The sequence below is a fragment of the Aquabacterium soli genome (assembly GCF_003933735.1).
Classification (GTDB): domain Bacteria; phylum Pseudomonadota; class Gammaproteobacteria; order Burkholderiales; family Burkholderiaceae_C; genus Aquabacterium; species Aquabacterium soli.
Genome location: NZ_RSED01000005.1, coordinates 61,262 through 86,830, shown reverse-complemented (window position 1 = coordinate 86,830; position 25,569 = coordinate 61,262). Strand labels below are relative to the sequence as shown.

The 25,569-nt window shown below is 68.2% G+C and carries 20 protein-coding genes; 9 read left to right on the top strand and 11 right to left on the bottom strand.

The window, feature by feature from the left end; all coding sequences use genetic code 11:
* Window positions 1-181 precede the first annotated feature (181 nt).
* From EIP75_RS07655 to EIP75_RS07630, 6 genes are all read left to right on the top strand, one after another.
* Window positions 182-2,374 (top strand): malate synthase G, encoded by a 2,193-nt coding sequence (locus EIP75_RS07655; protein WP_125242667.1) that lies wholly within the window; start codon window positions 182-184, stop codon window positions 2,372-2,374.
* Between the two features lie 122 nt (window positions 2,375-2,496).
* Window positions 2,497-4,026, top strand: coding sequence for an NAD(P)/FAD-dependent oxidoreductase (locus EIP75_RS07650; RefSeq protein ID WP_125242666.1), 1,530 nt, complete (start codon window positions 2,497-2,499; stop codon window positions 4,024-4,026).
* Entirely contained in the window at window positions 3,969-4,550 is a 582-nt protein-coding gene (locus tag EIP75_RS07645; protein WP_125242665.1) for an RNA polymerase sigma factor, read from the top strand. The genes EIP75_RS07650 and EIP75_RS07645 overlap by 58 nt, the downstream gene beginning before the upstream one ends.
* Complete coding sequence (locus tag EIP75_RS07640) at window positions 4,547-5,572, top strand: FecR family protein (RefSeq protein ID WP_125242664.1); 1,026 nt, start codon at window positions 4,547-4,549, stop codon at window positions 5,570-5,572. The genes EIP75_RS07645 and EIP75_RS07640 overlap by 4 nt, the downstream gene beginning before the upstream one ends.
* Window positions 5,573-5,696: 124 nt before the next feature.
* On the top strand, window positions 5,697-8,075 hold the full coding sequence (locus EIP75_RS07635) for a TonB-dependent siderophore receptor (protein WP_158622771.1): 2,379 nt from the start codon (window positions 5,697-5,699) through the stop codon (window positions 8,073-8,075).
* A 4-nt stretch (window positions 8,076-8,079) separates the two neighbouring features.
* Window positions 8,080-9,330 carry a PepSY-associated TM helix domain-containing protein gene (locus tag EIP75_RS07630; RefSeq protein ID WP_420797153.1) on the top strand — a complete coding sequence of 417 codons (1,251 nt, stop codon included), beginning with the start codon at window positions 8,080-8,082 and terminating at the stop codon, window positions 9,328-9,330.
* 18 nt (window positions 9,331-9,348) lie between these two features.
* Here EIP75_RS07630 and EIP75_RS07625 read toward each other — a convergent pair whose 3' ends face one another.
* Entirely contained in the window at window positions 9,349-9,978 is a 630-nt protein-coding gene (locus tag EIP75_RS07625) for a TetR/AcrR family transcriptional regulator (protein ID WP_125242662.1), read from the bottom strand.
* 67 nt (window positions 9,979-10,045) lie between these two features.
* On the opposite strand from EIP75_RS07625, the gene EIP75_RS07620 reads away from it, so the two are divergent.
* Window positions 10,046-12,112 (top strand): NADPH-dependent 2,4-dienoyl-CoA reductase, encoded by a 2,067-nt coding sequence (locus EIP75_RS07620; RefSeq protein ID WP_199758527.1) that lies wholly within the window; start codon window positions 10,046-10,048, stop codon window positions 12,110-12,112.
* Between the two features lie 47 nt (window positions 12,113-12,159).
* Here EIP75_RS07620 and EIP75_RS07615 read toward each other — a convergent pair whose 3' ends face one another.
* The 6 genes from EIP75_RS07615 to EIP75_RS07590 all read right to left on the bottom strand — a co-directional run bounded on the left by EIP75_RS07615 (window position 12,160) and on the right by EIP75_RS07590 (window position 17,991).
* Window positions 12,160-12,912, bottom strand: coding sequence for an SDR family oxidoreductase (locus EIP75_RS07615; RefSeq protein WP_125242661.1), 753 nt, complete (start codon window positions 12,910-12,912; stop codon window positions 12,160-12,162).
* Between the two features lie 18 nt (window positions 12,913-12,930).
* Complete coding sequence (locus EIP75_RS07610; RefSeq protein ID WP_125242660.1) at window positions 12,931-13,881, bottom strand: alpha/beta fold hydrolase; 951 nt, start codon at window positions 13,879-13,881, stop codon at window positions 12,931-12,933.
* 38 nt (window positions 13,882-13,919) lie between these two features.
* A complete protein-coding gene (locus EIP75_RS07605) occupies window positions 13,920-14,612 on the bottom strand; it encodes a histidine phosphatase family protein (protein ID WP_125242659.1) in 693 nt (230 codons plus the stop codon).
* A gap of 15 nt (window positions 14,613-14,627) precedes the next feature.
* Entirely contained in the window at window positions 14,628-15,737 is a 1,110-nt protein-coding gene (locus EIP75_RS07600) for a phosphotransferase family protein (protein WP_199758526.1), read from the bottom strand.
* 5 nt (window positions 15,738-15,742) lie between these two features.
* Complete coding sequence (locus EIP75_RS07595; protein WP_125242658.1) at window positions 15,743-16,975, bottom strand: acyl-CoA dehydrogenase family protein; 1,233 nt, start codon at window positions 16,973-16,975, stop codon at window positions 15,743-15,745.
* A gap of 74 nt (window positions 16,976-17,049) precedes the next feature.
* Window positions 17,050-17,991, bottom strand: a complete 942-nt coding sequence (locus EIP75_RS07590) for a LysR family transcriptional regulator (RefSeq protein WP_125242657.1) — start codon at window positions 17,989-17,991, stop codon at window positions 17,050-17,052.
* A gap of 356 nt (window positions 17,992-18,347) precedes the next feature.
* Between EIP75_RS07590 and corA the strand changes: the two genes are divergently transcribed.
* Both corA and EIP75_RS07580 read left to right on the top strand, forming a co-directional pair.
* Window positions 18,348-19,307 (top strand): magnesium/cobalt transporter CorA, encoded by a 960-nt coding sequence (gene corA / locus EIP75_RS07585; protein WP_125242656.1) that lies wholly within the window; start codon window positions 18,348-18,350, stop codon window positions 19,305-19,307.
* Window positions 19,308-19,330: 23 nt separating this feature from the next.
* Window positions 19,331-20,476, top strand: a complete 1,146-nt coding sequence (locus tag EIP75_RS07580; RefSeq protein ID WP_125242655.1) for an MFS transporter — start codon at window positions 19,331-19,333, stop codon at window positions 20,474-20,476.
* On the opposite strand, the gene EIP75_RS07575 is transcribed toward EIP75_RS07580, so the two are convergent.
* The 4 genes from EIP75_RS07575 to egtD form a co-directional block, all read right to left on the bottom strand.
* On the bottom strand, window positions 20,446-22,314 hold the full coding sequence (locus tag EIP75_RS07575) for an ATP-binding response regulator (protein ID WP_125242654.1): 1,869 nt from the start codon (window positions 22,312-22,314) through the stop codon (window positions 20,446-20,448). The two genes, EIP75_RS07580 and EIP75_RS07575, sit on opposite strands and share 31 nt — an antisense overlap.
* A 160-nt stretch (window positions 22,315-22,474) precedes the next feature.
* On the bottom strand, window positions 22,475-23,590 hold the full coding sequence (locus EIP75_RS07570) for a 3-deoxy-7-phosphoheptulonate synthase (RefSeq protein ID WP_125242653.1): 1,116 nt from the start codon (window positions 23,588-23,590) through the stop codon (window positions 22,475-22,477).
* A 268-nt stretch (window positions 23,591-23,858) separates the two neighbouring features.
* Window positions 23,859-24,416: a hypothetical protein gene (locus tag EIP75_RS07565; protein WP_125242652.1), complete on the bottom strand. Its 558-nt coding sequence runs from the start codon at window positions 24,414-24,416 to the stop codon at window positions 23,859-23,861.
* 170 nt (window positions 24,417-24,586) lie between these two features.
* Window positions 24,587-25,555 (bottom strand): L-histidine N(alpha)-methyltransferase, encoded by a 969-nt coding sequence (gene egtD, locus EIP75_RS07560; RefSeq protein WP_125242651.1) that lies wholly within the window; start codon window positions 25,553-25,555, stop codon window positions 24,587-24,589.
* Window positions 25,556-25,569 lie beyond the last annotated feature (14 nt).

Sequence of the window (25,569 nt, the reverse complement as noted above, 5' to 3'; positions counted from 1 at the left end):
TGCTGCCTGATTTGTGCGCAAAAGTCATGAATCCCATGACTTTTAGCCCCGGTAATGTTCAGCCAAGTATCGAATAAACTGACGGCATGGAAAAGAGGGGCTTGGCCACCGCTGCCAGTTCGGCCGCTCATTTCCCTTCAGACTCCCCTTTTTTGCGACCCATCATCGACGAGGTTCACCCATGACCGCACGCACCACCGTCCATGGCCTGCAAGTGGCCACCGAGCTCTACCGTTTCATCGAAGACAAGGTGCTGCCGGGCACCGGCGTCGACAGCGCCAAATTCTGGGCGGGCTTCGACCAGATCGTCAACGACCTGGCCCCCAAGAACGCTGCCCTGCTGGCCGAGCGCGACCGCATCCAGACCGAGATGGACACCTGGCACGCCGCCAACCCGGGCCCGATCAAGGACTTCGGCGCCTACAAGGCCCACCTGGAAAAGATCGGCTACCTGGTGCCCGTGCCCGGTGACGTCAAGGCCACCACCACCAACGTGGACGCCGAGCTGGCCACGCAGGCCGGCCCGCAGCTGGTCGTGCCCATCCTGAACGCCCGCTACGCCCTGAACGCCGCCAACGCCCGCTGGGGCAGCCTGTACGACGCCCTGTATGGCACCGACGCCATCTCTGAGGCCGACGGCGCTGCCAAGGGCCCCGGCTACAACGAAGTGCGCGGCAACAAGGTCATCGCCTGGGCGCGCAACTTCCTGGACCAGGCCACGCCGCTGGAAGGCGCATCGCACAAGGATTCCACGGGCTACACCGTGGTCGGCGGCAAGCTGGTCGTCGCCCTGGCTGGTGGCAAGACCACCGGCCTGAAGAACCCCGCGCAGTTCCTGGGCTACCAGGGTGATGCCGCCGCTCCTACCAGCGTGCTGCTGGTCAACAACGGCATGCACATCGACATCCAGGTCAACCGCAGCACCCCCATCGGCCAGACCGATGCCGCCGGCGTGTCCGACGTGATCCTGGAATCGGCCGTGTCCACCATCCTGGACCTGGAAGACTCCGTGGCCGCCGTGGACGCCGAGGACAAGGTGCTGGGCTACAGCAACTGGCTGGGCATCCAGCAAGGCACGCTGACCGAGGAAGTCGCCAAGGGCGGCAAGAGCTTCACGCGCGCGCTGAACCCCGACCGCGTCTACACAGGCGCCAATGGCGGCGAAGTGAAGCTGCATGGCCGCTCGTTGATGTTCGTGCGCAACGTGGGCCACCTGATGACCAACCCGGCCATCCTGTGGGGCACCGAGGGCAAGGAGATCCCCGAAGGCATCATGGACGCCGTGGTGACCACCACCATCGCCCTGCACGACCTGCAAGGCCACGGCAAGCTCAATGGCCAGGCCATCAGCAACTCGCGCACCGGCTCGGTCTACATCGTCAAGCCCAAGATGCACGGCCCGGCCGAAGTGGCCTTCGCCGCCGAGCTGTTCGGCCGCGTCGAACAACTGCTGGGCCTGCCCGACAGCACCGTCAAGCTGGGCATCATGGACGAAGAGCGCCGCACCTCGGTCAACCTGAAGGCCTGCATCGTGGCCGCCAAGAGCCGCGTGGCCTTCATCAACACCGGCTTCCTGGACCGCACCGGCGATGAAATGCACACCGCCATGCTGGCCGGCCCGATGATGCGCAAGGGCGACATCAAGAACAGCGCCTGGATCGCCGCCTACGAGCGCCGCAACGTGCTGATCGGCCTGCAGACCGGCCTGCGCGGCCGCGCCCAGATCGGCAAGGGCATGTGGGCCATGCCCGACCTGATGGCCGGCATGCTCGAGCAGAAGATCGCCCACCCCAAGGCCGGTGCCAACACCGCCTGGACGCCGTCGCCCACTGCCGCCACGCTGCACGCCACGCACTACCACCAGGTGAGCGTGGCCGACATCCAGGCCGACATCGAGAAGAACGGCGAAGACCCGCAATCGCTGCTGGACAAGCTGCTGACCATCCCCGTGGTGGAACAGGCCAACTGGTCGGATGCCGACAAGCAGCAGGAGCTGGACAACAACATCCAGGGCATCCTGGGTTACGTGGTGCGCTGGATCGACCAGGGCGTGGGCTGCTCCAAGGTGCCCGACATCCACAACGTGGGCCTGATGGAAGACCGCGCCACGCTGCGCATCTCCAGCCAGCACGTGGCCAACTGGCTGCACCATGGCGTGGTGACCGAAGCGCAAGTGCGCGAGACCTTCACGCGCATGGCCGCCGTGGTGGACAAGCAGAACGCCGCCGACCCGGTCTACAAGCCGCTGGTGGCCAACCCCAACGGCGTGGCCTTCCAGGCCTCGCTGGACCTGGTCTTCAAGGGCAAGGAACAGCCCAGCGGCTACACCGAGCCGCTGCTGCACGCCTGGCGCCTGAAGGCCAAGGCGCAGTAAGCCATCAAACGCCTGGCCAGCCCAGGCGCCGGCGATCGACAAGGCACCCCGCGGGGTGCCTTTTTCATGGCCGCGCACGCTTCGTGCATGGATCTTCGGACTCCACTGCCCGCGAGCTGCCCATGCACCCCCTGCCCTCCGTGGTCGTCATTGGCGCCGGATTCGCCGGCACCACCCTGGTCCGCACGCTGGAGAAGCGCTGGCCCGGCGGGCTGCGCATCACGCTGATCTCGGACGAGAGCTACACCACCTTCAACCCCATGCTGCCCGAGGCCGTGGGCGCCTCGGTGTTCCCGGAGCAGGTGGTGGTGCCCGTGCGCGAGATGCTGCGCGCGGGCCATGGCTGCCGCTTCATCATGGGCAGCGTCACCGCCGTGGACACGGCGCAGCGCACCTTGCGCTGCCACTCCCTGGCAGGTGAGCTGACGATCGCCTACGACCACCTCGTGCTGGCCTTCGGCAACCGCGCCAAGCTGGACATGCTGCCCGGCATGGCCGAGCATGCCCTGCCGCTCAAGACCGTGGGCGACGCCATGCACATCCGCAACTCGGTGCTGCGCCGGCTGGCCCGCATCGAGCTGGAGACCGATCCTGCATTGCGGCGCTGGCTGGGGCACTTCATCGTGATCGGCGGTGGCTTCTCGGGCGTGGAAGTGGCCGGCGAGCTGGTGGACTGCCTGGCCAGCATCCGGCGCTACTACCCGCAGGTGCAGGCCGATGAGCTGCGCATCACCGTGCTTCATGGCACCGAGCGCCTGCTGCCGGAGCTGTCGCCACGGCTGGGCCAGGCCGCCTTGAGCTCGCTCACGCGCCGGGGCGTGACCGTGCGCTTGAAGACGCGGGCCAAGGCGCTGACCGCCCGGGGCGTGACCTTGAGCACCGGCGAGCAGATCGACGGCCAGACGCTGATCTGCACCATCGGTACCGAGACCAACCCGCTGGCGGCGTTGCTGGGGCTGCCCTTGCTGCACGGCCGCATCGCTACCCACCCGGACCTGTCCGTGCAGGAAACGCCCCATGTGTGGGCCCTGGGCGACTGCGCCGCCGTGCCCAACGCGCATGACGGGCAACTCTCGCCGCCGACCGCACAGTTCGCGGTGCGTCAGGCGCAGCATCTGGCCGACAACCTCATCGCGCTGACGCGGGGCCGCCCTGCCAGAGTCTTCAGCCACCGCTCTCGCGGGATGATGGCCTCCATCGGCCACCTCAAGGGCGTGGCCGAGGTGGGCGGCGTGGCCCTGACTGGCTGGCCGGCGTGGCTGGTGTGGCGCGCCTACTACCTGTCGCAGATGCCCTCGTGGGGGCGGCGGCTGCGCGTCTTCCTTGAATGGACCTGGGGCATGTTCCAACCGCCCGACATCACCCACCTGCGCTTCACGCGCAGCCACGAGCAACGCGGCGGGCAGCTGTCGCAGGCGGTGGCCGATGAAGAGCGGGCGGCGCGCCCGGCGCAGGACTGGTCGGCACCGGGCCAGCGCACGGGCACCAGATCCCGGGGTTCACCCCCTCAACCAGGCAGACACCTGGGTGACGGCATGCGAGATAATTTGATAACAATTCTCATTAAGATCGTCTGCGACAGGGGAAGACGCCGATGCCCGACCTCATCCGCGAGTTGCTGCTGCACTACCGGGACCTGTTGCGACACTTGAAACACAAGCTGCGCAACCCCGACGATGCCGCCGACATCGCCCAGACCACCTTCGCCCAGGTCTACCAGCACGCACTGGCCGCGCCAGGCCAAGCCTCGACCATCGAATCCCCCCGGGCGCTGCTGTTCCGCACAGCGCACAACCTGTGCATCGACCAGGCCCGGCATCGACAGGTGGTGGAGGCCTGGTCCGACGAGCGCACAGCCCTCAACCCCCACCCTTCGGCCCCGTCGGCAGAGCACATGGCCGCCTACCGCCAACTGGTGGAACGCGTGGTCGAACTGCTGGCGCAACTGCCGCCCCGCCGCCGCGAGGTCTACCTGCTGTTCCGCGCCCACGGCCACACCCAGGCCGAGATCGCTCAGCGCCTGAACATCACCGAAGCGGCCGTGGCCAAGCATGTGGTGCGGGCCACGCTGGATTGCGCCCGCGCCTTCACCGAACTGGCCGAAGGGCTGCCGGTGCTGATCGAGCCGAACGCCGGCAGCAGAGGCCATCCCATGCTGGCGGAGGAGCGCGCATGAGCCGTGCGAACAGCCTGTCCCTGAGCGCCTCCGAACGCCTGATCGAACACGGGCTCAAGCTGATCGCCAAGGCTGCGGTCGAGCCCCCTGAGGGCGCCGAGCGTGCACGCCAGTCGATGGCCCAGTGGCGTTTGACATCGCCCGCACACGAGGCCGCCGCCATTGAGGCACAGCGCCGCTGGCAGTTGCTGGGCGGCATCGCAACCGATGTGCATGCTCGGTTCGAGCACACCCCGGCGGCGCCCTCGCGTCGGCAAGCACTGCGGGGCCTGGCCGCGTTCGCCGGCTGCACCGTGCTGGCCGGCTCGGCCGGTGGCTGGTACTGGTGGCGCCAACCCGTGTTCGACCAGCGCTATGCCACCGGCACGGCCGAACTGCGCGCGGTGACCCTGCCCGATCTGGCCGGCGCCCCAGGCAGCCGACTCGACCTCAACGCCCGCACCCGCCTGTGGGCACGGCTGTACCGGCACCAGCGTGTGGTCATGCTGGACAAAGGCGAAGCCCGCTTCGACATCAGCCCGGATGCCGCACGGCCCTTCCTGGTCGAGACCCGCGCGGGCAGGATCACGGTGCTGGGCACGGCCTTCACGGTGAAGGACCGCGGTGGCCCGGTGTCCATCCATGTCGAGCATGGACACGTTCGCTTCGAGCCCCGCTCCCAGCCCGGTGAGCCCATGCCGGCCGTGGACCTGCGCGCCGGGCAGGCCCTCACCCTGCGCCCCGGCCAGCCCGCGCAGCTGCGCTCGGCCGTGGACGCCGGCCAGGCCAGCGCCTGGCGTGACGGCTGGCTGGTGTTCGACAACACCCGGCTGGACGAAGCGCTCCCTGCCATCAACGCCCACCGGGCCCAGCCCATCACCCTGGGTGATGGGCGCGTGGGCCGCCTGCCCTTGACCGGTCGCTTCAAGGCAGCGGATTCGGCCAGCCTGCTGGCCGCGCTGCCCGCCATCCTGCCGCTGAGCGTGCAGGTGCAGGCCGATGGACGTGTCGCCTTGCACACCACCACGGGCAGTGCGCCTTGATGAGGGGCACCCTGTCCTGGTTTTTCGCGCTGATCCGTCTCTACAGGTGAATGCCCCGTGTTGCCCGGCCAGCCCAGACCCTGGCCAGCACCACGGACACCTTGGAAAAACGGAGTTCCAGTCCATGCTGTTCACGACACGCAAGCGCCTGCTGACGCTTGCCCTTGCCGGGTGCTTCGGCACCCTGCTCACCGCCCACCATCCCGCTGCGCTGGCTCAGGCGGCCCACCAGGCAGTCGACATCCAGTTGCCAGCGCAGGGTTTGGCCGGCGCGCTGGCCGCGTTGTCCAGCCAGACCGGCGTGCAGATCTTCGCGCCGGGTGATCTGGTCGCAGGCCGGACCGCGCCCGCGGTCTCGGGCCGGATGACACCCCAGCAGGCACTGAACCAGTTGCTCGACGCATCGGGCCTGCGCGCCCAGCCCGGCACGAGCGGCTCATTCACGCTGCACTCCGCACCGCTGGAAGACAGCGCACTGCCGCCCATCAAGGTCCAGGCCCGCGCCATTCTGGAAGAAGCCCAGGGCCCCGTCACCGGCCTGGTGGCCCGCCGCAGCGGCACCGGCACCAAGACCGACACGCCCCTGATCGAGGTGCCACAGTCGATCTCGGTGATCGGCCGCGACGAGCTGGAGGCCCGCGGTGCCCAGACCGTGATGGAGGCCCTGCGCTACGTGCCCGGGGTGGCGGTGGACACCTATGGTGTCGAGACGCGGGGCTCCGAATGGGTGCTGATGCGGGGCTTCGACACCGCGGGCACCAGCGTGCTGATGGACGGACTGCGCATGGCCTCGAGCACCTGGGTCAACTTCCAGAGCGAAACCTATGGCCTGGAGCGCATCGAGGTACTGCGCGGCCCGGCCTCCGTCACCTACGGCCAGGTCGAGGCCGGCGGCACGATCCACCGCATCAGCAAACGCCCCGACGTGAATGCCCCGCGCGAGGTGGTGGTGCAGACCGGCACTTACGGCCGCAAGCAGGTCGCCGCCGATGTGGGCGGCAGTCTCAACGCCGACCACACCGTGCTGTACCGCGTGGTGGGCCTGGCGCTGGACACCGACAACCAGCTCAAGTTCGCCAATGGCGATCGCGGCAGCAATGAGCGGCTGTACCTGGCTCCCTCGTTGATGTGGCGCCCTACAGCCGCCACCACACTGACGCTGCGTGCCGAACGGCTGCACAACGTGACCAAGGGCTTCTCGGTCTACGTGGTGCGCAACAACCAGAACACCGGCCTGCTTCGGGGTGATCCGGATTACCTGCGCTATGCGCAGGAGCAGACGCAGCTGGGCTACCAGCTGGAGCACCATTTCAATGACACCTGGGCGCTGCGGCAAACCGTGCGCAGTGCGCGCTCCACGGTGGACAACCACTACATCAACCAGCTGGGCGGCCCCGTCGGCAACGTGCTGAACCGCAGCGCACGCCACGCCGATGACCACCTGCGCCAGACCTCCGCAGACACCAACGTGCAAGCCCGCTTCGGTCAGGGCCGTGTCACGCACACCGTGCTGGCCGGCCTGGACTGGACCCATGCCCAGGCCGACTACCGCGAATACCACGCCCCTGCCGGCACCACGCCCCCGCTGGACCTTGACAACCCCGTCTATGGCGTGCCCATGCCCACCCCCAGCGTGCTGGCCGCCAGCCAGCTCACGGACACCCGCCAGATGGGTTGGTACCTGCAGAATCAGATCCACATCGACCAGCGCTGGGTGGTCACGCTCGGCGGGCGCGACGACGTCGTCAAGACCAACCTGCATGACCGCCGCAACGAGCTCAAGGATGCCCTGCGCGACCGTGCCTTCAGCGGCCGGGCGGGCCTGACCTACCTGGCCAGCCACGGCGTGGCACCCTACATCAGCTACGCGGAATCCTTCGTGCCTCAGACCCTGAGAACCTCCACTGGAGACCCCTACAAACCCACGCGAGGCAAGCAGTGGGAAGTCGGCCTGAAGGTCCAGCCGCCCAACCAGCAGAGCCTGTTCACCGTCGCCGTGTTCGACCTGCGCAAACGCAACGTCGAGACCTACAACCCCGACACCGACGACTACGGCCAGACCGGCGAGATCCGCTCACGTGGGCTGGAACTGGAGGCCAAGACCGCCGTGATGCGCGGGCTGGACCTGTACGCCGCCTACACCTACAACCATGTGGAGGTGACCCGCAGCGATGACATCGACCTGGGCAAGACGCCCATCCAGGTGCCGCGCCAGATGGCGTCTGTCGGGCTGGACTACGCCTTGGGTGGTGTCCTGCAGGGCCTGAGCTTCGGTGGCGGCGTGCGTTACGTGGGCCAGCGTTACGACAACCCAGAGAACACCCGTGCCACGCCCTCGTTCAGGCTGGTCGACGTGGGTGTGCGCTACGAGCGCGGCCCCTGGCGCTTGGCCTTGAACGTGGCCAACCTGTTCGACAAGCACTACGTGGCGTCACACGCCTATGGCGGCTACTACCCTGGCGCCGAACGCACTGCCACGCTGACCGGCCGCTACCGCTTCTGACGCGGTGCGCCGCTTGCGCCTGACCCGCCAACACGCCGTGCTGGCCCACCGCTGGGCCGGCCTGGCCATGGCCGCCTTCCTGGTGCTCACGAGCCTGACGGGCACGGCGTTGGCCTTCAGGGATGAGCTCGACGCCTGGCTCGCACCGGAGCTGCGCATGGCCAAGGCCGCAGACGCGGACGCAGCCCGCCTTGGCCAAGCCGCACCGATCGACCCTTTCATGCTCAGGGAACGGGCCGAGCGAACCCTGCCACAGGGCGCCAGGCTCGATGGCGTGCAGTTCCGCACCGAGCCAGGCCATGCGGTGATGCTGCGCGCCACAGGCCCAAGTCTGGCTGGCGACGAGGTCTACATCCATCCGCTCGACGGCCGTATCCAGGGCCTGCGCAACAGCCATGCCAACAGCCTGGCACCGGCGCAGCTGATGCCCTTCCTGTTCAAGCTGCACCACTCGCTGGCCATGCCTGGCCACTGGGGCACCTTGCTGCTGGGCCTGGTATCGCTGGTATGGACGATCGACTGCTTCGTGGGGGCCTGGCTGACCTGGCCTCGGGCCCGCCCGGCCTGGCCCCGCTGGCGCCAGGCCTGGCGGGTGAAATGGCGCGCCGGTTGGCAACGCGCCAACCACGATCTTCATCGCGCGGGTGGCCTGTGGCTGTGGGCCGTGCTGCTGATGTTCGCGTGGTCCAGCGTGATGTTCAACCTGCGTGATCCGGTCTACCAGCCCGTGATGGGGCTGGCGTTTCACTTCGACGATTCATGGGGCAGCGTGCCCGCGCGCGCAGCACCGGTCACCCATCCCGGGCTGGATTGGCGCGCCGCCCACCAGGCGGCCCGACGGGTGATGGGCGACATGGCCACACGCCACGGCTTCATCATCGACCACGAAGAACGTCTGCTGCTCAACCGCCACAAGGGTGTTTATATCTACATGGTGCACAGCAGCCTGGACTTGCGCTCCACCATCGGCAACACGGCCGTGATGATCGATGCCGACACGGGCGCCTGGCGTGGGCAATGGCTGCCGACCGGCGGCCCGGCCGGCAACACCGTGAGCAACTGGCTGGGCGCGCTGCACATGGGCCATGTGGGCGGACTGCCTTGGCGCATCGCAGTGGCCATGGCAGGTCTGCTGGTGTGCGGCTTGAGCGTGACCGGCGTGCTGGTCTGGTGGGTGAAGGCGCGTGCGCGGCGTCATCGCCCCAAGCCGCTTGCCAGAAAACCCGCGACAGCCGACAAGACCCGCGCGGCCTGACCAGGGCCTCGTGCGCCCTCAGCCCGCCACGGCCTTCCACGCCGCCAGCGCCAGCACGTCGCGGTACTTCTTTGGTGACGGCATGCCCGTGTTGCCCGCCAGCCAGGCACGGCAGTAGCTCTGCACCGGCCCCATCACCAGCGAAGGCATCACCTCGCAAGGGATGTCGGCCAGTGCGCCGGCCCTGCGGTGCGGCTCGAACCAGGCCAGCAGCGCGAGGTTGCGCTCGCGCGCATGCGCGGCCAGCTCATCGGCCCGCGGGCCACCGGCCACCACGCTGCGCGCCTGGAACAGGAAGCGCGCACGCACGGGCTGCGCCACCACCCAGTCCAGGTAGCCCTGCACCAGGGCCTTGACACCTGCAGGCACATCGCGGGCCTTGCCCAGTTGCGCCTGCACACTGATCGACTGCTCGGCCAGGATGTCGAAGAACAAGGCGGCGATGATGCCCTCCTTGCTGCCGAAGTGGTGGTAGATGCTGCCCACGCTGGCACCACAGCGCTGACGCACCATCTCGATGGACACGGCCTCCAGGCCGCCCTCGGCAAAGCAGGCCAGCGCCGCGTTCAGGATGTCCTGGCGGCGGTCACCCTGGGCGCTGCTGCCCAAGGCTGGATCGACAGTGGCGGTGGATTTGCGGCTTGCCATAGAACATGATTCTAGAATACGATTCTAGTTGCCGTTCCCACTTTTCAATTTTTTGATTCGAGCGCCCATGTCCCCCACATCGCTGCCCGGCCACTCGCTGTACCCGCACCTGCTCACACCACTGGACCTGGGCTTCACCCAGCTCAAGAACCGCGTGCTGATGGGCTCCATGCACACCGGCCTGGAGGATTCACGCGATCTGAGCAAGCTGGCCGCCTACTTCCGCGAGCGCGCCGAGGGCGATGTGGGCCTGATCGTGACGGGCGGCTTCGCGCCCAACATCGCCGGCTGGGCCAAGCCCTTCGCAGGCACGCTTGCCACCTCGGGTGCGGCCAGGCGCCACCAGACGGTGACACGCGCTGTGCACGAGGCCGGCGGCAAGATCGCGCTGCAGATCCTGCACACGGGCCGCTACGCCTACCACCCGTTCGCCGTGGCGCCTTCTCGCATCCAGTCGCCCATCTCGCCGTTCACGCCCTTCGCGCTGTCGGCACGCGGCGTGGAGCGCCAGATCCGCGCCTTCGTGAACTGCGCGCAGAAAGCGCGCGAGGCCGGCTACGACGGCATCGAGATCATGGGCTCGGAGGGCTACTTCATCAACCAGTTCCTGGCGCGCCACACCAACAAGCGCACCGACGAATGGGGCGGGGACTACAGCCAGCGCATGCGCCTGCCGGTGGAGATCATGCAGCGCACACGCGAGGCCGTGGGCCGCGACTTCATCGTCATCTACCGCCTGTCGATGATCGACCTGGTGCCCGATGGATCGACGTGGGACGAGGTGGTGCTGCTGGGCAAGGCCATCGCGCATGCGGGCGCCAACATCATCAACACCGGCATCGGCTGGCACGAGGCCCGCGTACCGACGATCGCCACCAGCGTGCCGCGCGCCGCCTTCGCATGGGTCACGCAGAAGATGAAGGCCGAGCTCAAGGCCGCGGGCATGGACATCCCGCTGGTCACGTCCAACCGCATCAACACGCCCGAGGTGGCCGAGCAGGTGCTGGCCGATGGTTGTGCCGACATGGTGTCGATGGCGCGCCCGCTGCTGGCCGATGCGCACTTCGTCAAGAAGGCGGCGCAAGGCAAGGCCGACGAGATCAACACCTGCATCGCCTGCAACCAGGCCTGCCTGGACCACATCTTCAAGAACAAGCTCACCAGCTGCCTGGTCAACCCGCGCGCCTGCCACGAGACGGAGTTGGTGTTCCACAAGACACCCGCGCGCCGCAAGCTGGCCGTGGTCGGCGCCGGCCCCTCGGGCCTGACGGCTGCCACCCTGCTGGCCGAACGCGGTCACGAGGTGCACCTGTTCGACGCCGCCAGCGAGATCGGCGGCCAGCTCAACATGGCCAAGCAGGTGCCCGGCAAGGAAGAGTTCCACGAGATGATCCGCTACTTCGGCAAGCGGGTGGAACTCACCGGTGTGCACCTGCACCTGGGCACCCACGTGGATGCCGCCGCGCTGCAGGGGTACGACGAAGTCATCGTGGCCACCGGCGTGAACCCGCGCGACCCGAAGATCCCCGGCCAGAACCACCCCAAGGTGCTGAGCTACATCGATGTGCTGCGCCACAAGAAGCCCGTGGGCCAGCGCGTGGCCGTGATCGGCGCCGGCGGCATCGGCTTCGACGTGGCTGAGTTTCTGGTGGCCGACGGCCACTCGGTGACGCTGGACCTGCCCGCCTGGCAGGCCGAATGGGGCGTGACCGACCCGGCCCTGGCGCCTGGTGGCCTCAGCCGCGACAAGCCGCAGGTGACACCCCCCGCACGCCAGGTGACGCTGCTGCAGCGCAAGCGCGGCAAGCTCGGTGGTGGCCTGGGCAAGACCACCGGCTGGATCCACCGCAGCGCCTTGAAGATGAAGGACGTGGAGATGATCGGCGGCGTCAACTACGAGCGCATCGACGACGAAGGCCTGATGGTGACCTATGGCGAGGACCGCAAGGACCCGACCTGGATCGCCTGCGACAACGTGATCCTGTGCGCGGGGCAGGTGCCGCTGCGCGCGCTGGCCGATGAGCTGGGCGCGGCCGGCAAGAAGGTGCACCTGATCGGCGGCGCGCTGGAGGCCGGTGAGCTGGATGCGAAGCGGGCAATCGACCAGGCGGCACGCTTGGCCGCGACCTTGTGAAACTTGCGAGCGGTCAGGGCCACTGAGCGCTTGCAAGCCCCATGCACTCAGGAGGTTCTGGCCACCCACGCCAGCGGCGCATGCCGCATGAACCACCCCACCAGCACCCACGGCCAGGCCGGCACGCAGGCCGTGGCGGGCTCACGCTCGATGGCGGCCACCAGCGCGCGGCAACCGCTGGCCGTGTCGACCATCAACGGCGTCTTGGCCGCCTTGCCGCTGAGCTCGGTCTCGATGTAGCCCGGGAAGATGGTGGTGAGCTTGATGGGCAGGCGCAGCACATCGGCCCGGATGCCTTCAAGCAGCGCGGCGAAGCCCGCCTTGGTGGCCGCATAGGTGCTGAGGTTGCGCGGCAGGCCGCGCATCGCGCTCATCGACGAGATGCCGACCAGGTGGCCGCTGTTCTGCGCGCGGAAGATCTCCATGGCCGCCTCGCACTGCGCCAGCGCGGCGATGAAGTTGGTCTGCGCCGTCTGCAGGTTGGCATCGAAGCGGCCCTTGCCAATGGGCTGCCCCTTGCCCAGCCCTGCATTGACGATGACACGGTCGAGCTGCCCGAACTCGTCCTTGAAGGCGCGGAACACCTCGAACACCTGGGCGTGGTCGTTCACGTCGAGCGCCCGCACGGACACGCGCACACCGGGGTGCTGGCCCTCCAGCTCTGCCTTGAGCGCCAGGAGGCGGTCGGTGCGGCGCGCGCACAAGGCCAGGTGGCGCCGCTGGGCGGCGAACTCGCGGGCCATGCCCTCGCCCAGGCCCGAGCTGGCGCCGGTGATCAGGATGGTCTGTCGCTTGGGCATGTCGTGTCCTTCAAACGCTCACTTCAGGTTCAGGAAGGCCTTGAACGCGGCGACGGTCTGCGCCGGGTCTTCTTCCTGCGGCACATGGCCCAGGCCATCGAACACCACCAGCTGGCTGCCGGCGATGTCCTGCTTGAAGCGTTCGGCGTTGTCGGGCGGGATCAGGCCATCCTTGCTGCCCCACAGGATCAGCGTGGGTTGCTTCACCCCCTTGATCAAACCGGCGTTCTCGCCACCGGGCGATTGCTTGAAGCGCTCGCGCAGCGCGCCACGGTTGCCTTCACGCAAGGTGAGCTCGTAATAGCGCTCGACCAGTTCAGGCGTGACCTTGCCCGGATCACCATAAACATTGCGCACGCTCGATTCGATCATGCGGCGCGGCAGCACGTTGGCGATGATCGGGCGCAGGGCGGGGATGGCCGCCAGCTTGAAGCCGATGGGCACCGAGGTGGCCTTGTACGGGTACCCACCCGAATCGACCAGCACCAGCCTGGCGACGCGCTCAGGATGTGCCTGCGCCGTCATCCACGACACCGAGCCGCCAAAGGAGTTGCCCACCAGCACCACCTTCTTGAGGCCCAGTTGGTCGAACACGTCCTTCATGAAGCCGGTGTAGCGCGTGAGGTGGTAATCGTTGTCGGGCGCGGGGCCGGTCAGGCCGAAGCCCGGCAGGTCGATGCGGATCACGCGGCGCTGGCCCTTGAGGGCCTCGACCCAGCCGTCCCAGGTGTGCAGGCTGGCCGAGGTGCCGTGCAGCAGCACGATGGGCTCGGGGTCGTCCTTCGGGCCTTCATCGCGCAGGTGCACCTGCATGCCCTGCACGCTGATGAACTGCGACGGGGCCGGTGCCCAGCGCGCCTTGAGCGTGTCCACCGGGCGGTCGGGCGCCCAGGACAAGGCCACGCCGCCGGCGATCAACAACACAGCCAGCAGCAACAGGCCGAGCACGGCCTTCAACAATGTCTTCATGTGATCCCTCAGGGGTTGGGGTTGTTGTTCTACAAGCGTCAACGATAGGTCAACAAGGCCTTGTCGCCGCCCTCCAGGTGGGCGTGTTCATTGACCGAGATGAGGTGCAGGCCATCGCGGCCGGCCAGCAGCTTGGTCACGCCGGCATTGGCCAGCGTCCAGTTGATGGTGAAGGCCTGCGCATCGCTCAGGCCCAGCAGGTGCGCGCAGATCACGCTGATGGTGCCGCCGGAGGTGAACACCAGCGTCGTGCCCTTGGGGTTCGTCTGCTTCACGATGTCGTCCAGTGCGGCCACGCAGCGGGCGCGGAAATCGGCCCAGCTTTCGGCGTACTCGTGCGCGAACTCGCCCTCCACCCAGCGCGTCACCGCGCCCTTGAAGAAGCTCTGGAACGCGCGGCGCGGATCGCCCGAGGCGGCCATGTCGCCCATCATCACGAGCTTGTCGACGTAGCGCGGCTCGGACACCTCGATCACGTTCTCGTGGTTGAACTCGTTGACGCCCTGGTGCAGCTCCATGGGCAGATCACAACCCAGGGTCTCCAGGCAGTTGATGGCCGTCTCTTGATGGCGCTTCATGCTGCCGCTGATGATCAGATCAGGCACCACGCCGCGCGCCTTGAGCGCCGCGCCCAGCACGCGCCCCTGCTCGTGCCCCGTGGGCGAAAGCTGGTCGTAATCATTGCTGCCAAACGAAGCCTGGCCGTGGCGGATGAAATAGATGGCACCCATGGTGTGTCTGCCTTGTCAGCCCCGTGCCCGCTTGATCAAACCCTTGCAGCGCCAGTCCAGGTAGTTGGACATGACCCAGAAGTTCTTGAACGCGGGGTTTCGGGTCTGTTTGTGGTGGTAGCGGTAGTAGATCTGCTGCACGATCACGGCCAGGCGGAACAGGCCGTAGACCTCGTAGAAGGCCCATTGCTGGCGGTCGAGCTTGAAGCCGCTCTTGTCCAGGTAGTACTCGACCACCTCTTCGCGGCGCAGCATGCCCGGCAGGTGCGTGGGCTGGCGGCGCGTGGCCTGCAGCAGGGCGTTGTCGTCGGCGTGTACCCAGTAGGCCAGGGCGTTGCCCAGGTCCATCAGCGGGTCGCCCAAGGTGGCCATCTCCCAGTCGAGCACGCCGATCACCCTGGTGGGATCGGTCTCGGCCAGCACCACGTTGTCGAAGCGCCAGTCGTTGTGGATGACGACGTTGGCCACATCATCGGGCGTGCGCTCCTTCAGCCAGGCCATCACGCGTTGGTAGCTGGGCACGTTCCAGGTGCGGGCCTTGGTGTAGCGCTCGCTCCAGCCCTCGATCTGGCGGCGGCAGTAGCCGCTGCCCTTGCCCAGGCTGTCCAGACCGGCGGCTTTCGCGTCCACGCCGTGCAGCTCGATCAGCTTGTCGAGCACGTTCATGCACAGCTTGCGCGTGGTGGCCTGGTCCAGCGCCAGCCCCTTGGGCATGTTCTTGCGCGGGATGATGCCGGCCACCCGCTCCATCACGTAGAACTCGCTGCCGGTGATGGCCTCGTCCGCGCAGTGGCCGATCATGGCCGGCACCACGGGGTAGACGGGCTTCAAGGCCTGCTGCACGCGGAACTCGCGGCCCATGTCGTGCGCGCCCTTGGCCTTGGTGCCCGCCGGTGGGCGGCGCAGGATGTAGTCACCACCTTGACCCATGCCCGGGTACTGCAGGCGGTAGGTCCAGTTGGACGCCCCGCCCGAGAACTGCGTGACCTCGGGCGCGCCCTGCAGCCCCGGCACCTGCTGTTTCAGCCAGGCATCGACGGCAGGCGTGTTCAGCTCTTCGCCGGGGCGCACGCGGCCGCCCCGGTCCTGCACGCTGGAGGAAGTGGCGGCGGTGGTTTGAACCACCACGCTCACTTCATGACCCCGTACTTCATCAGCTCCAGGCGGGCGATCATGCCCTTGTGCACTTCATCCGGGCCATCGGCCAGGCGCAGCGCGCGGGCCTGGTTGAAGAAGGCGGTGAGCGGTGTGTCGTGCGACACGCCCATGCCGCCGTGCAGCTGGATGGCGAAATCGACCACGTTCTGCAGCACGGTGGGCGCCACCACCTTGATGGCGGACACGTCCGTCAACGCCGACATCACGCCCAGGGTATCGATCTTCCAGGCGGCCTGCAGCGTGAGCAGGCGGGCCTGGTCGATGGCCACGCGGGCCTCGGCGATGCGCTCGCGGTTGCCGCCCAGGTTGATCAGCTGCTTCTTGAAGGCCGTGCGATCGATCGCGCGCTTGATGCCCAACTCCAGCGCCTGTTCGGCTGCACCGATGCAGCGCATGCAGTGGTGGATGCGCCCCGGGCCCAGGCGGCCCTGCGCGATCTCGAAGCCCTTGCCCGGTCCCACGATGAAGTTGGCCACCGGCACGCGCACGTTGGTGAAATGCACCTCGCCATGGCCGTGCGGCTCGTCGTACTCGCCGAACACGGGCAGCATGCGCTTGATCTCGACGCCGGGCGTGTCCATGGGCACCAGCACCATCGAGTGCTGGCCATGGCGGCCCCCGTCGGCACTGGGCGTGAGCGCCATGAAGATGCCGATCTTGCAGCGCGGATCACCCACGCCGGACGACCACCACTTCTTGCCGTTGAGCACGATCTGGTCGCCCTCGACCACGGCCGTGGCGGCCATGTTGGTCGCATCGGACGAGGCCACATCGGGCTCGGTCATGAAGAACACGGAGCGGATCTCGCCGGCCAGCAAAGGCTTGAGCCAGCGCTCCTTCTGCTCGGGGCTGCCGTACTTCCACAGCACTTCCATGTTGCCGGTGTCGGGCGCGTTGCAGTTGAAGATCTCGGGCGCCATCATGCTGCGTCCGGTCTCTTCTGCGCTGAAGGCGTACTCCAGCACGCTCAGGCCCGCGCCCAGCGCTGGGTCGGGCATGAACAGGTTCCACAGGCCTTCGGCCCGGGCCTTGGCCTTGAGCTCTTCCACGCGGGGCGGGATGGTCCACTGCGTCCAGTCGCCCCCGTGACGCTGGCCAAGGATCTCCTGCCAATGCTGGGCCTCGACGGGTTCGATGTGGGTCTTGATGAAGGCGCGCACGCGCTCGGCGGTGCTCCTGGCGCGTTCACTGGGCTTGAAATCCATGGCGTCTCCTCAAGGGGTGTCTGACAGTGGCGCGATGCTACGCCCGGGCAGGTCTTGCAGCAAATGATGAATTTTCATCGCAAGCCATGCAGCGCGTGCATGGCCTGACGTGCCCCTCGCGACACGCTGTCGCGCATCCAGCGGTGCACCGGGTCGCCATCGCGGTCGGTGTGCCAGTACATCCAGATCCCCAGGGGCGGCAGGGCCACCGGCAACTCCAGCATCACCACGGGCAGGGCCTCGCACAGGCGCTCTGCATAGGTGCGCGGCAGGGTCAGCAGTGCGTCGCTGGCGGCCACCACATGGGCGGCGGCGAAATAGTGTTGGCAACGCAGGGTGATGCGGCGCTCGCCCTGCCCCAAGGCGCCCCACACGGCCTGCAGCGGGTCGGCTTGGTCTGGCTGCATGCTGACCATCACATGCCCCTGTTGAAAGTAGGCGCTCACATCAAGACCCTTGAGCAAGGCGGGGTGACCGCGCCGCGCCACCACGGCCAGGGCCTCGTCGGCCAGGTGCTCGCCCTTGATGCGGCCCGCCACCCGGCGCTGGCGGTCGATCACCAGGTCGACCTCGCCAAGGATGAGCAGCCTTTCCAGGTCGCCCCGCGGCACCCGCACGCTGGCCAGGCGCACGCCAGGAGCGGTGTCGGCCAGGTGGGCCATCAGCGGCGGCAGGGTGATGGCCTCCATCACGTCGCGCATGCCCAGGCGCAGGGTGATGTCCAGCGTGCGCGGGTCGAAGGTCTCGGCCTGGGCCAGGCAATCCTGCAGGCCGCGCAGGTGGGCGCGCACCTCTTTGATCACGCGGCGCGTGAGCTCGGTGGGCACCATGCGGTTGCCCTGGCGCACGAAGAGCGGGTCGCCCCAGATGCGGCGCAGGCGGGCCAGGGCGTGGCTCACGGCCGGCTGGCTCAGGTGCAGATGCCGGGCGGCACCAGAGATGCCGCCATGCTCGTGCACGGCCTCGAACACGCGGAACAGGTTCAGGTCCAGCCGGGACCAGGGCGAGGGGTTCATGACCCATTATGGAAGAGCACGAACACGGGGATTTGGCCGCTTTGCCACGCCAGGGGCGGCCGGCTCGCGCGATAATGCCGCGTTGCCGGCCTGTGCCGGCGCTATTGGAGCGATCACCTTGGACAGTCACCCTCGGTGACCGCCCACTCCGGCCACCAGGCCATCCCGCCTTGAAGGTGCGGCCCGTCCGCACCACACCACAACAAGAGGCGTGGAGCCGGTGCGCGGACCTGCCGCCTGTGCACATCGCACGGCAGCGGGCCACTTGCGGGAGGGGGCGGACACCCATCACCCCCTCTCAGATCCCAGTGAGCGATGCAGCCTTGAACGCCTGCCGCCCACCCGCCGGAGTTCCCATGCTCAACGTGTTCACGCTGGCCAACGGCCGGCTGTTTCAAGAAGAAATCGACAGCCCCGATGACCTTCCGCCCGTCAACCCCATCTGGGTCGACCTGGAAGATCCCACGCCGGAAGAAAAAGGCTGGATCGCCTCGCGCTTCAACCTGCTGATCCCCCAGGACATCATCGACGACGACCTGGAGGAATCCGCCCGCTTCTACGAAGAAGACGGCGCCATCCACATCCGCTCCGACTTCCTGATCGACGACGACGAGGCCCCCCGCAACGTGCGCGTGGCCTTCATCCTGCACAACAACGTGCTGTTCTCGATCCACCGCGAGGACCTGCCGGTGTTCCGCCTGCTGCGCATGCGCGCCCGCCGCATCCCCGCGCTGATCGAGGACTCGAAGGACGTGCTGCTCAAGCTCTACGACGCCGATGCCGAGTACTCGGCCGATGCGCTCGAGGGCATCTACGACGAGCTGGAGAAGGTCAGCAAGCGCGTGCTGCAGGATGAGGTGAACGACCAGGCGGCCGCCGAGGCCCTGGCCGCCATCGCCCGCCAGGAAGACTTGAACGGCCGCATCCGCCGCAACGTGATGGACACGCGCCGCGCCGTGAGCTTCATGATGCGCGCGCGCATGCTCAGTGCCGAGCAGTTCGAAGAATCGCGCCAGATTTTGCGCGACATCGATTCGCTCGATTCGCACACGGCCTTCCTGTTCGACAAGATCAACTTCCTGATGGATGCGACCGTCGGTTTCATCAACATCAACCAGAACAAGATCATCAAGATCTTCTCGGTGGCGTCGGTGGCCTTCCTGCCGCCCACCCTGATCGCCAGCATCTACGGCATGAACTTCCAGGCCATGCCCGAGCTGAACTGGGCCTGGGGCTACCCCTTCGCGGTGCTGGTGATGATCGCTTCGGCCATCACGCCGTTCTGGTATTTCCGTCGCAAAGGCTGGCTGAACTGAACCCCGCTGCTTCCCTGGCGCGCTTGACGCGCCATCTGCCGCCCGGTCTGGGCCGCGTGATGCTGGGCACCATGCTGGTGGTGCTGAGCTACAGCCTGCTCAACCCTGTGCTGGCCGTGCGCCTGCAGACCGCTGGCGCCAGCAACACGGCCATCGGCCTGGTGGCCATGCTGCCCTTCATCAGCGTGGCGCTGCTGGTGCCACTGGTGCCGCGCCTGTTCGCGCGCATCGGGGTGGGCCAGGCCTACCGCATCGGCCTGGTGCTGGAGCTGGTCGCCTGCCTGGGCTACCTGGTGACCGATGCCTACGTGGCCTGGTGCCTGTTCGGGCTGCTGGCCGGCATCGGTGCGGCCGCGGCCTGGAACGCCACCGAGGCGCTGATCGCGCACAACGTGCCGGCCTCGCATCGCGGGCGCCTCACGGGCCTGTACCAGGCCACGCTGGGTGCGGCCATGGCCGCGGGGCCGCTGCTGCCGGGCGTGACCGGCATCGACTCGCTGCAGGCCAATGGGGTGGCCGCGGCCGCCCTGGCCCTGGCCCTGCTGGTCACGGGGCCGGCCAGCGTGACGGCCCTCAAGGCCATGCACGAGGGTGGCCCCACCATGGGCATCCTGAGCGCGCTGCGTTTTCGGCCCTCGCTGGTGTGGGCCGCCATCGTGGGCGGCGTGTTCGAGGTGGGCCTGGGCTCGGTCACCACGGCGTATGGCTCGCAGACCGGCCTGAACCTGGCCGCGGCCACCTCCATCGCCGGGGCCCTGGGCGTGGGCAGCTTCCTGCTGCAGTACCCCACGGGCTGGCTGGCCGACCACCTGCCGCCGCGCCGGCTGTTCGCCGGGGGCGCGGCCCTGCTGGTGCTCAGTGGCCTGGCCTTCACGCAGGCCACGCACTGGCCGGTGCTGATCTGGGTGTGCGCCATGGCCTGGGGGGCCGTCGGCGGTGCGCTCTACACGCTCAGCATGATCCGCGTGGCGCATGACTTTGCCGACACCTCCGCCCTGGCCGGCACCTCGGCCATGATCGCCGGCTACACGGCCGGCGGGGCGCTGGGACCGCTGGTCAGCGGCTGGGTGTTCGACCACCACGGCGTGGCCGGGCAAGGCCTGTGGCTGGGTGTGCTGGCGCTGAGCCTGCTGCTGATTCAGCTGCGCCGGCCCGCGGTGTCGACCTGAGCGCCACCCGACAGGCGCTCCACCCGCAGCAGATCGGCCAGCACGGCGTGCAGCTGCGCGGCCGGCACCGGCTTGTGCAGCAGCACCGCGCCGCTGGCCTGGGCCTCGCGCAGGCGCTCGGCCGAGGTGTCCCCCGTGACCAGCACCCCGGGGATCGCGCGGCGGGCATGCAGGCGCACCCGCTCGATCACCTCGCGGCCATTGCTGGGCCCCCGCAAGCGGTAATCGGCCAGCACCACCTGGGGCATGAAACGCGCCAGCAGGGCCTCGGCCTCGGGGCCTGACTCGGCCACCTCGCACCAGGCGCCCCACTGCGTGAGCAGGTCGGCCATGGCGCTGCGCACCGCTTCGTCGTCGTCGACCACCAGCACGCGTGCGCCACCCAGATCGCCTTCGTAGGCCAGGGGCGTCGGGGCCGGCATCACGGCATCGCGGCTGCGGGGCAGCACCAACCGGAACACCGAGCCTCGCCCCGGCACCGAGGCCACGGTGACGGAGACGCTCATCGCCCGGGCCAGCCCGTCGACGATGGCCAGCCCCAGGCCCAGGCCCTTGCGGCGGTCGCGCTCGGCATTGCCCAGCTGGTGGAACTCCTGGAAGATCGCTTTCTGCTGGTGGCGGGGAATGCCCACGCCGGTGTCCCACACCTCGATCACCACGCGCTCGCCGCGCGCGCCCCGCAGGCGGCAGCCCACCAGCACCCCGCCCCGCTCGGTGTAGCGCAAGGCATTGCTCAGCAGGTTGCGCACGATGCGCTCGACCAGGGCCAGGTCGGCCAGGGCCACGGCGGGCGTCGGGCGGCTGCGCAGGCTCAGGCCGTGGACCTGCGCCTCGGGGGTGAACTCCTGCACCAGGCGGTCCAGCATGGGTTGCAGCGCGAAGGGGTGCGGGCGGGGCGTCACCACGCCCGCGTCCACCTTGGAGAAATCCAGCAGCGTGCCGAGCATGTCGCAGGCCGCCTGGGCCGAGGCGTCGATCTGGCCCAGCAGGGCCCGCTGACGGCCAGAGAGCCCGGTGCCGGCCAGCGTGCCGGCGAACAGGCCCAGCGCGTGAAGCGGTTGCCGCAGATCGTGGCTGGCCGCGGCCAGGAACACGCCCTTGGCGCGGTTCGCGCCCTCGGCATCGAGCAGGGCGTCTTCGGCCACCTGGCGGGCCTCGACGGCGCGCTGCGTCTGGTCGCGCAGGCGCTCGACCAAGTCGGCGTTGACGAAGCGCAGGTCGATGGACTGGCGCACCGAGCGCGCAGCCTGGTAGCCAAAGCCCAGCATGGTCACCATGTAGGTGAGCGTGGCCAGGCCCATCAGCTGGTCGGCCGGCACACCCGAGCCCAGCAGCACCAGGGCCACCGGCGTCACGCTGGTGATCAGGAAGATGAAGGACAGGGGCAGCACCGCGCAGAACAGCACCATGCCGCCGGCGTTCAGCCCGGCCAGGGCGCCGATCACCAGGTTGGTGGTGTGCGGCTCGGGCGTCTTCATGAACACCCAGGCGAAAAAGCCCCACATCCCGCCCAGCACCAGCGCCACCATCACCAGCAGGCGGGCATGGCGTGTGAAAGCCTGGGGAGATGCTTGTGCCCGAGGGCGCATCCGGTAGACCAGCAGGCCCGCCAAGCCGACCAGACCGGACGCCATCGCCCAGCCAATCACGCGTGGATCGCCCGCCAGCCGGAAGTGCATGCCCGAGAACAGCACGGTGATGACGAGGGTGGCCAGCATGCCGACCGGCATGTTGCGGTTGACCAGGGCCAGTTGCGCCGCCAGGTAGCGCGGCTCGTCGAAGCGCACGAAGCTGGCGAGCTGTTCACGCAGGCGGGCGGCCCGGTCGTCAAACGACATGGTGGTGCACCACGGTGGGCAGGGCGGGAGAGGCGGGATGGACGGATGGCATGGTTCGCACAGCGGTGATCACCACACGGTAGCGCAAGCCGACCCGTCACGGTGGCCCGGCGCCCCCCTTCGTCACGGGGGCGCCACCCAGGCAGGGGTCAGCCCCGGGTCAACCCTGGCGACGGGCCTGCACGGCCGTGCTCAGGATCTCGAGCACGCGCTCGGAATCGTCCCAGCCGATGCAGGCATCGGTGATGCTCTGGCCGTAAGTCAGCTTGGACGGATCGTCCTTGCCTGGCGTGAACTTCTGGGCACCGGCGCACAGGTGGCTTTCCACCATCACGCCGAAGACGCGGCGCGAACCACCGGCCACCTGGCCAGCGATGTCCTCGGCCACCACGACCTGGCGCTCGTGCTGCTTGGAGCTGTTGGCGTGCGAGAAGTCGACCATCAGCGAGGGGTGCAGCTTGGCAGCCTCCAGATCCCTGCATGCGGCGGCCACACTCTCGGCGTCGTAGTTGGGGCCCTTGCCGCCACGCAGGATCACGTGGCAATCGGGGTTGCCCGCCGTCTCGACGATGGCGACCTGGCCGTTCTTGTGCACCGACAGGAAGTGGTGCGGGCGTGCGGCGGCCTGGATGGCGTCGGTGGCGATCTTGATGTTGCCGTCGGTGCCGTTCTTGAAGCCAATGGGCGCGCTCAGGCCCGAGGACAGCTCGCGGTGCACCTGGCTTTCGGTGGTGCGCGCGCCGATGGCGCCCCAGCTGATCAGGTCGCCGATGTACTGCGGCGAGATCACATCGAGGAACTCGCTGCCGGCCGGCATGCCCAGCTGGTTGATCTGCAGCAGCAGGTGGCGCGCCATGCGCAGGCCTTCGTCGATCTTGAAGCTCTCGTCGAGGTAAGGATCGTTGATCAGGCCCTTCCAGCCCACGGTGGTGCGCGGTTTCTCGAAGTACACGCGCATCACGATCTCGAGCGTACCGGCGTACTTTTCGCGGGCTTTCAGCAGCTTGCGGGCGTATTCCACCGCGGCGGCCGGGTCGTGGATCGAGCAGGGGCCGATGATCACCAGCAGTCGGTCGTCCTCGCCGGACACGATCCGGCGGATGGCCCGGCGGGTGTCGGACACCAGGGTCTCGACGGCCGTGCCGCGGATCGGGAAGAAGCGGATCAGGTGCTCTGGCGGCGGCAGGGGCGTGACGTTGCGGATGCGTTCGTCATCGGTCTTGGAGGTCTTGTCCGCGGGCGGTTCCCAGCCTGCGGAGGCGCTGCTTTGGGTCATGGTGAGGCTTTCGTGAAGGCTCTCGTGGAGGCTTGTTGAAGGGCGGGACGGGGGTTCTGAGGAGGTCGAAAAAAAACCGCCGGGGACTCCGGCGGTCTTCAGGAACTTGTGTGGCGGGCCTACGCGCTTGCCACTCCTGCGCCGGACTGAGGCGGGAGTTGAAAGTACGCAAAATAAAAGCGAGCCGAGTTCATGCCTCCAAATGTAGCACGACTCGGCCGCCCGTGCGCAGCGCGCGGATAGGGAGTTTCGATGGCGTGCATAGTCCTCACAGGGTGCGCATCACGCGCTCGCTGCCATCCTTCAGGGTGCTTTCGGCGCTGGCCACCTGCTCCGGGTTGTCCGGGTGGGCCACCACGGCCCAGCGGCCCTGGCGCAGGTACTGGCGCACCTGCGCGATCACGTGGCCATGGTCCGGCCGCATGGACAGCAGGCCGCCGACCAACAGCCCGAAGGTGGTGCCAAAGCCCGTCATGGCCACCAGGGCGATGCCCGGCGTGGAGCGCACGCCAGGCTGTCCTGCCAGCCACATGACCAGGCACAGCGCCGCGCCCAACAGGAAGCCAATGACACCGGCCAGCACGTGGGCACGGATGATGGTGCTCCAGATGCCCCGGTCCTCGGGCTCCATCTTGCTGGACAGCACATCAGCGCGCGTCCAGTCGCCATCAAGAGGCTCGAGCACCTTCACCTGATCGCTGCCGAAGCCAGAGTTGTGGGTCAGGCGCCGGGCCGCCTGTTCGGCCTGGGCCCGGCCACTGAACACGCCGGCCACTTTGGTGAGCGAGCGTTCGCCGAAAAAAGCGTGCATCAATTGTTGGCTCATGATGACACCTCCATGTGAAAAGCCGTCGGCTGCCTCTGGGGCAGCATGGAGGTCAGCTTAGGGTGGGCAGCAGGGCTTGCAGAGCGGGCAATGCCCCGCCCCGCTGTCGGCGATGCCGGTTTGAGGCGTCGGCAGCCGCTGACAGGCCAGCGACCGGGCCCCAAGTGCGGTCAGACCGGCTCTGTGGGCGCCACCAGCCAATGCAGGCTGAACAGCGCGTCCTCGTCACACCACACCGCCGCGGGCAACAGCCCCGCCTGCAGCGCCAGCGCCTGGAAGCCCGGCACGGTGAACTTGTAGGAGTTCTCGGTGTGGATGGATTCGCCCTGCGCAAAATCGACGGGCTCACCGCACACGTGCACGCGCTGCGCCTTGCGGCTGAGCAGGTGCATCTCGATGCGCTGCAGGCCGGGGTGGTAGTAGGCGTAGTGGTCGAAGGCGTCCAGGTCGAAATCGGCCTCGAGCTCGTGGTTGGCGCGCAGCAGCAGGTTCTTGTTGAACGCCGCCGTGACACCGGCCGCGTCGTTGTAGGCCCGGTGCAGGCGCTCCGGCGCCTTGACCAGGTCGATGCCGATCAGCAGGCCGCCGCCGGCCAGCAAGGTGGCGCACTGGCGCAGGAAGGCCAGGGCCTCGGCCGGATTGAAGTTGCCCAGCGACGAGCCCGGGAAGAAGCCCACGCGGCGCGCGGCGCCCTCGGCCAGCGGCGGCAACGTCATCGGCCCGGAGAAATCACCGGCCAGGGGCTGCACGATCAGGCCCGGGAAATCCGCGCGCAGCAGGGCGGCCTGGCGCTGCAGGTAATCGGCCGAGATGTCGAGCGGCAGGAAGCGCCGGGGCGCCTGCAAGGCCGGCAGCAGCAGGCGGATCTTGGCGAGCGAGCCGGCACCGAACTCCACGATGTCGGCGTGCGGGCCCACCTTGGCGGCGATGTCACCCGCATGGCGGCGCAGCAGCGCGGTTTCGGTGCGGGTGGGGTAGTACTCGTCCAGGTCGCAGATCAGGTCGAACAGGGCCGAGCCGCGCTCGTCGTAGAAGTACTTGGGCGACAGGCTTTTCTGGCGCTGGCGCAGGCCGGCCAGCAGGTCATGGGCGAAGACCGACCGCGCGGGGTGGAGGTCGGGCTGCAGCAATGCGCTCATGGATGAGTCTCCTT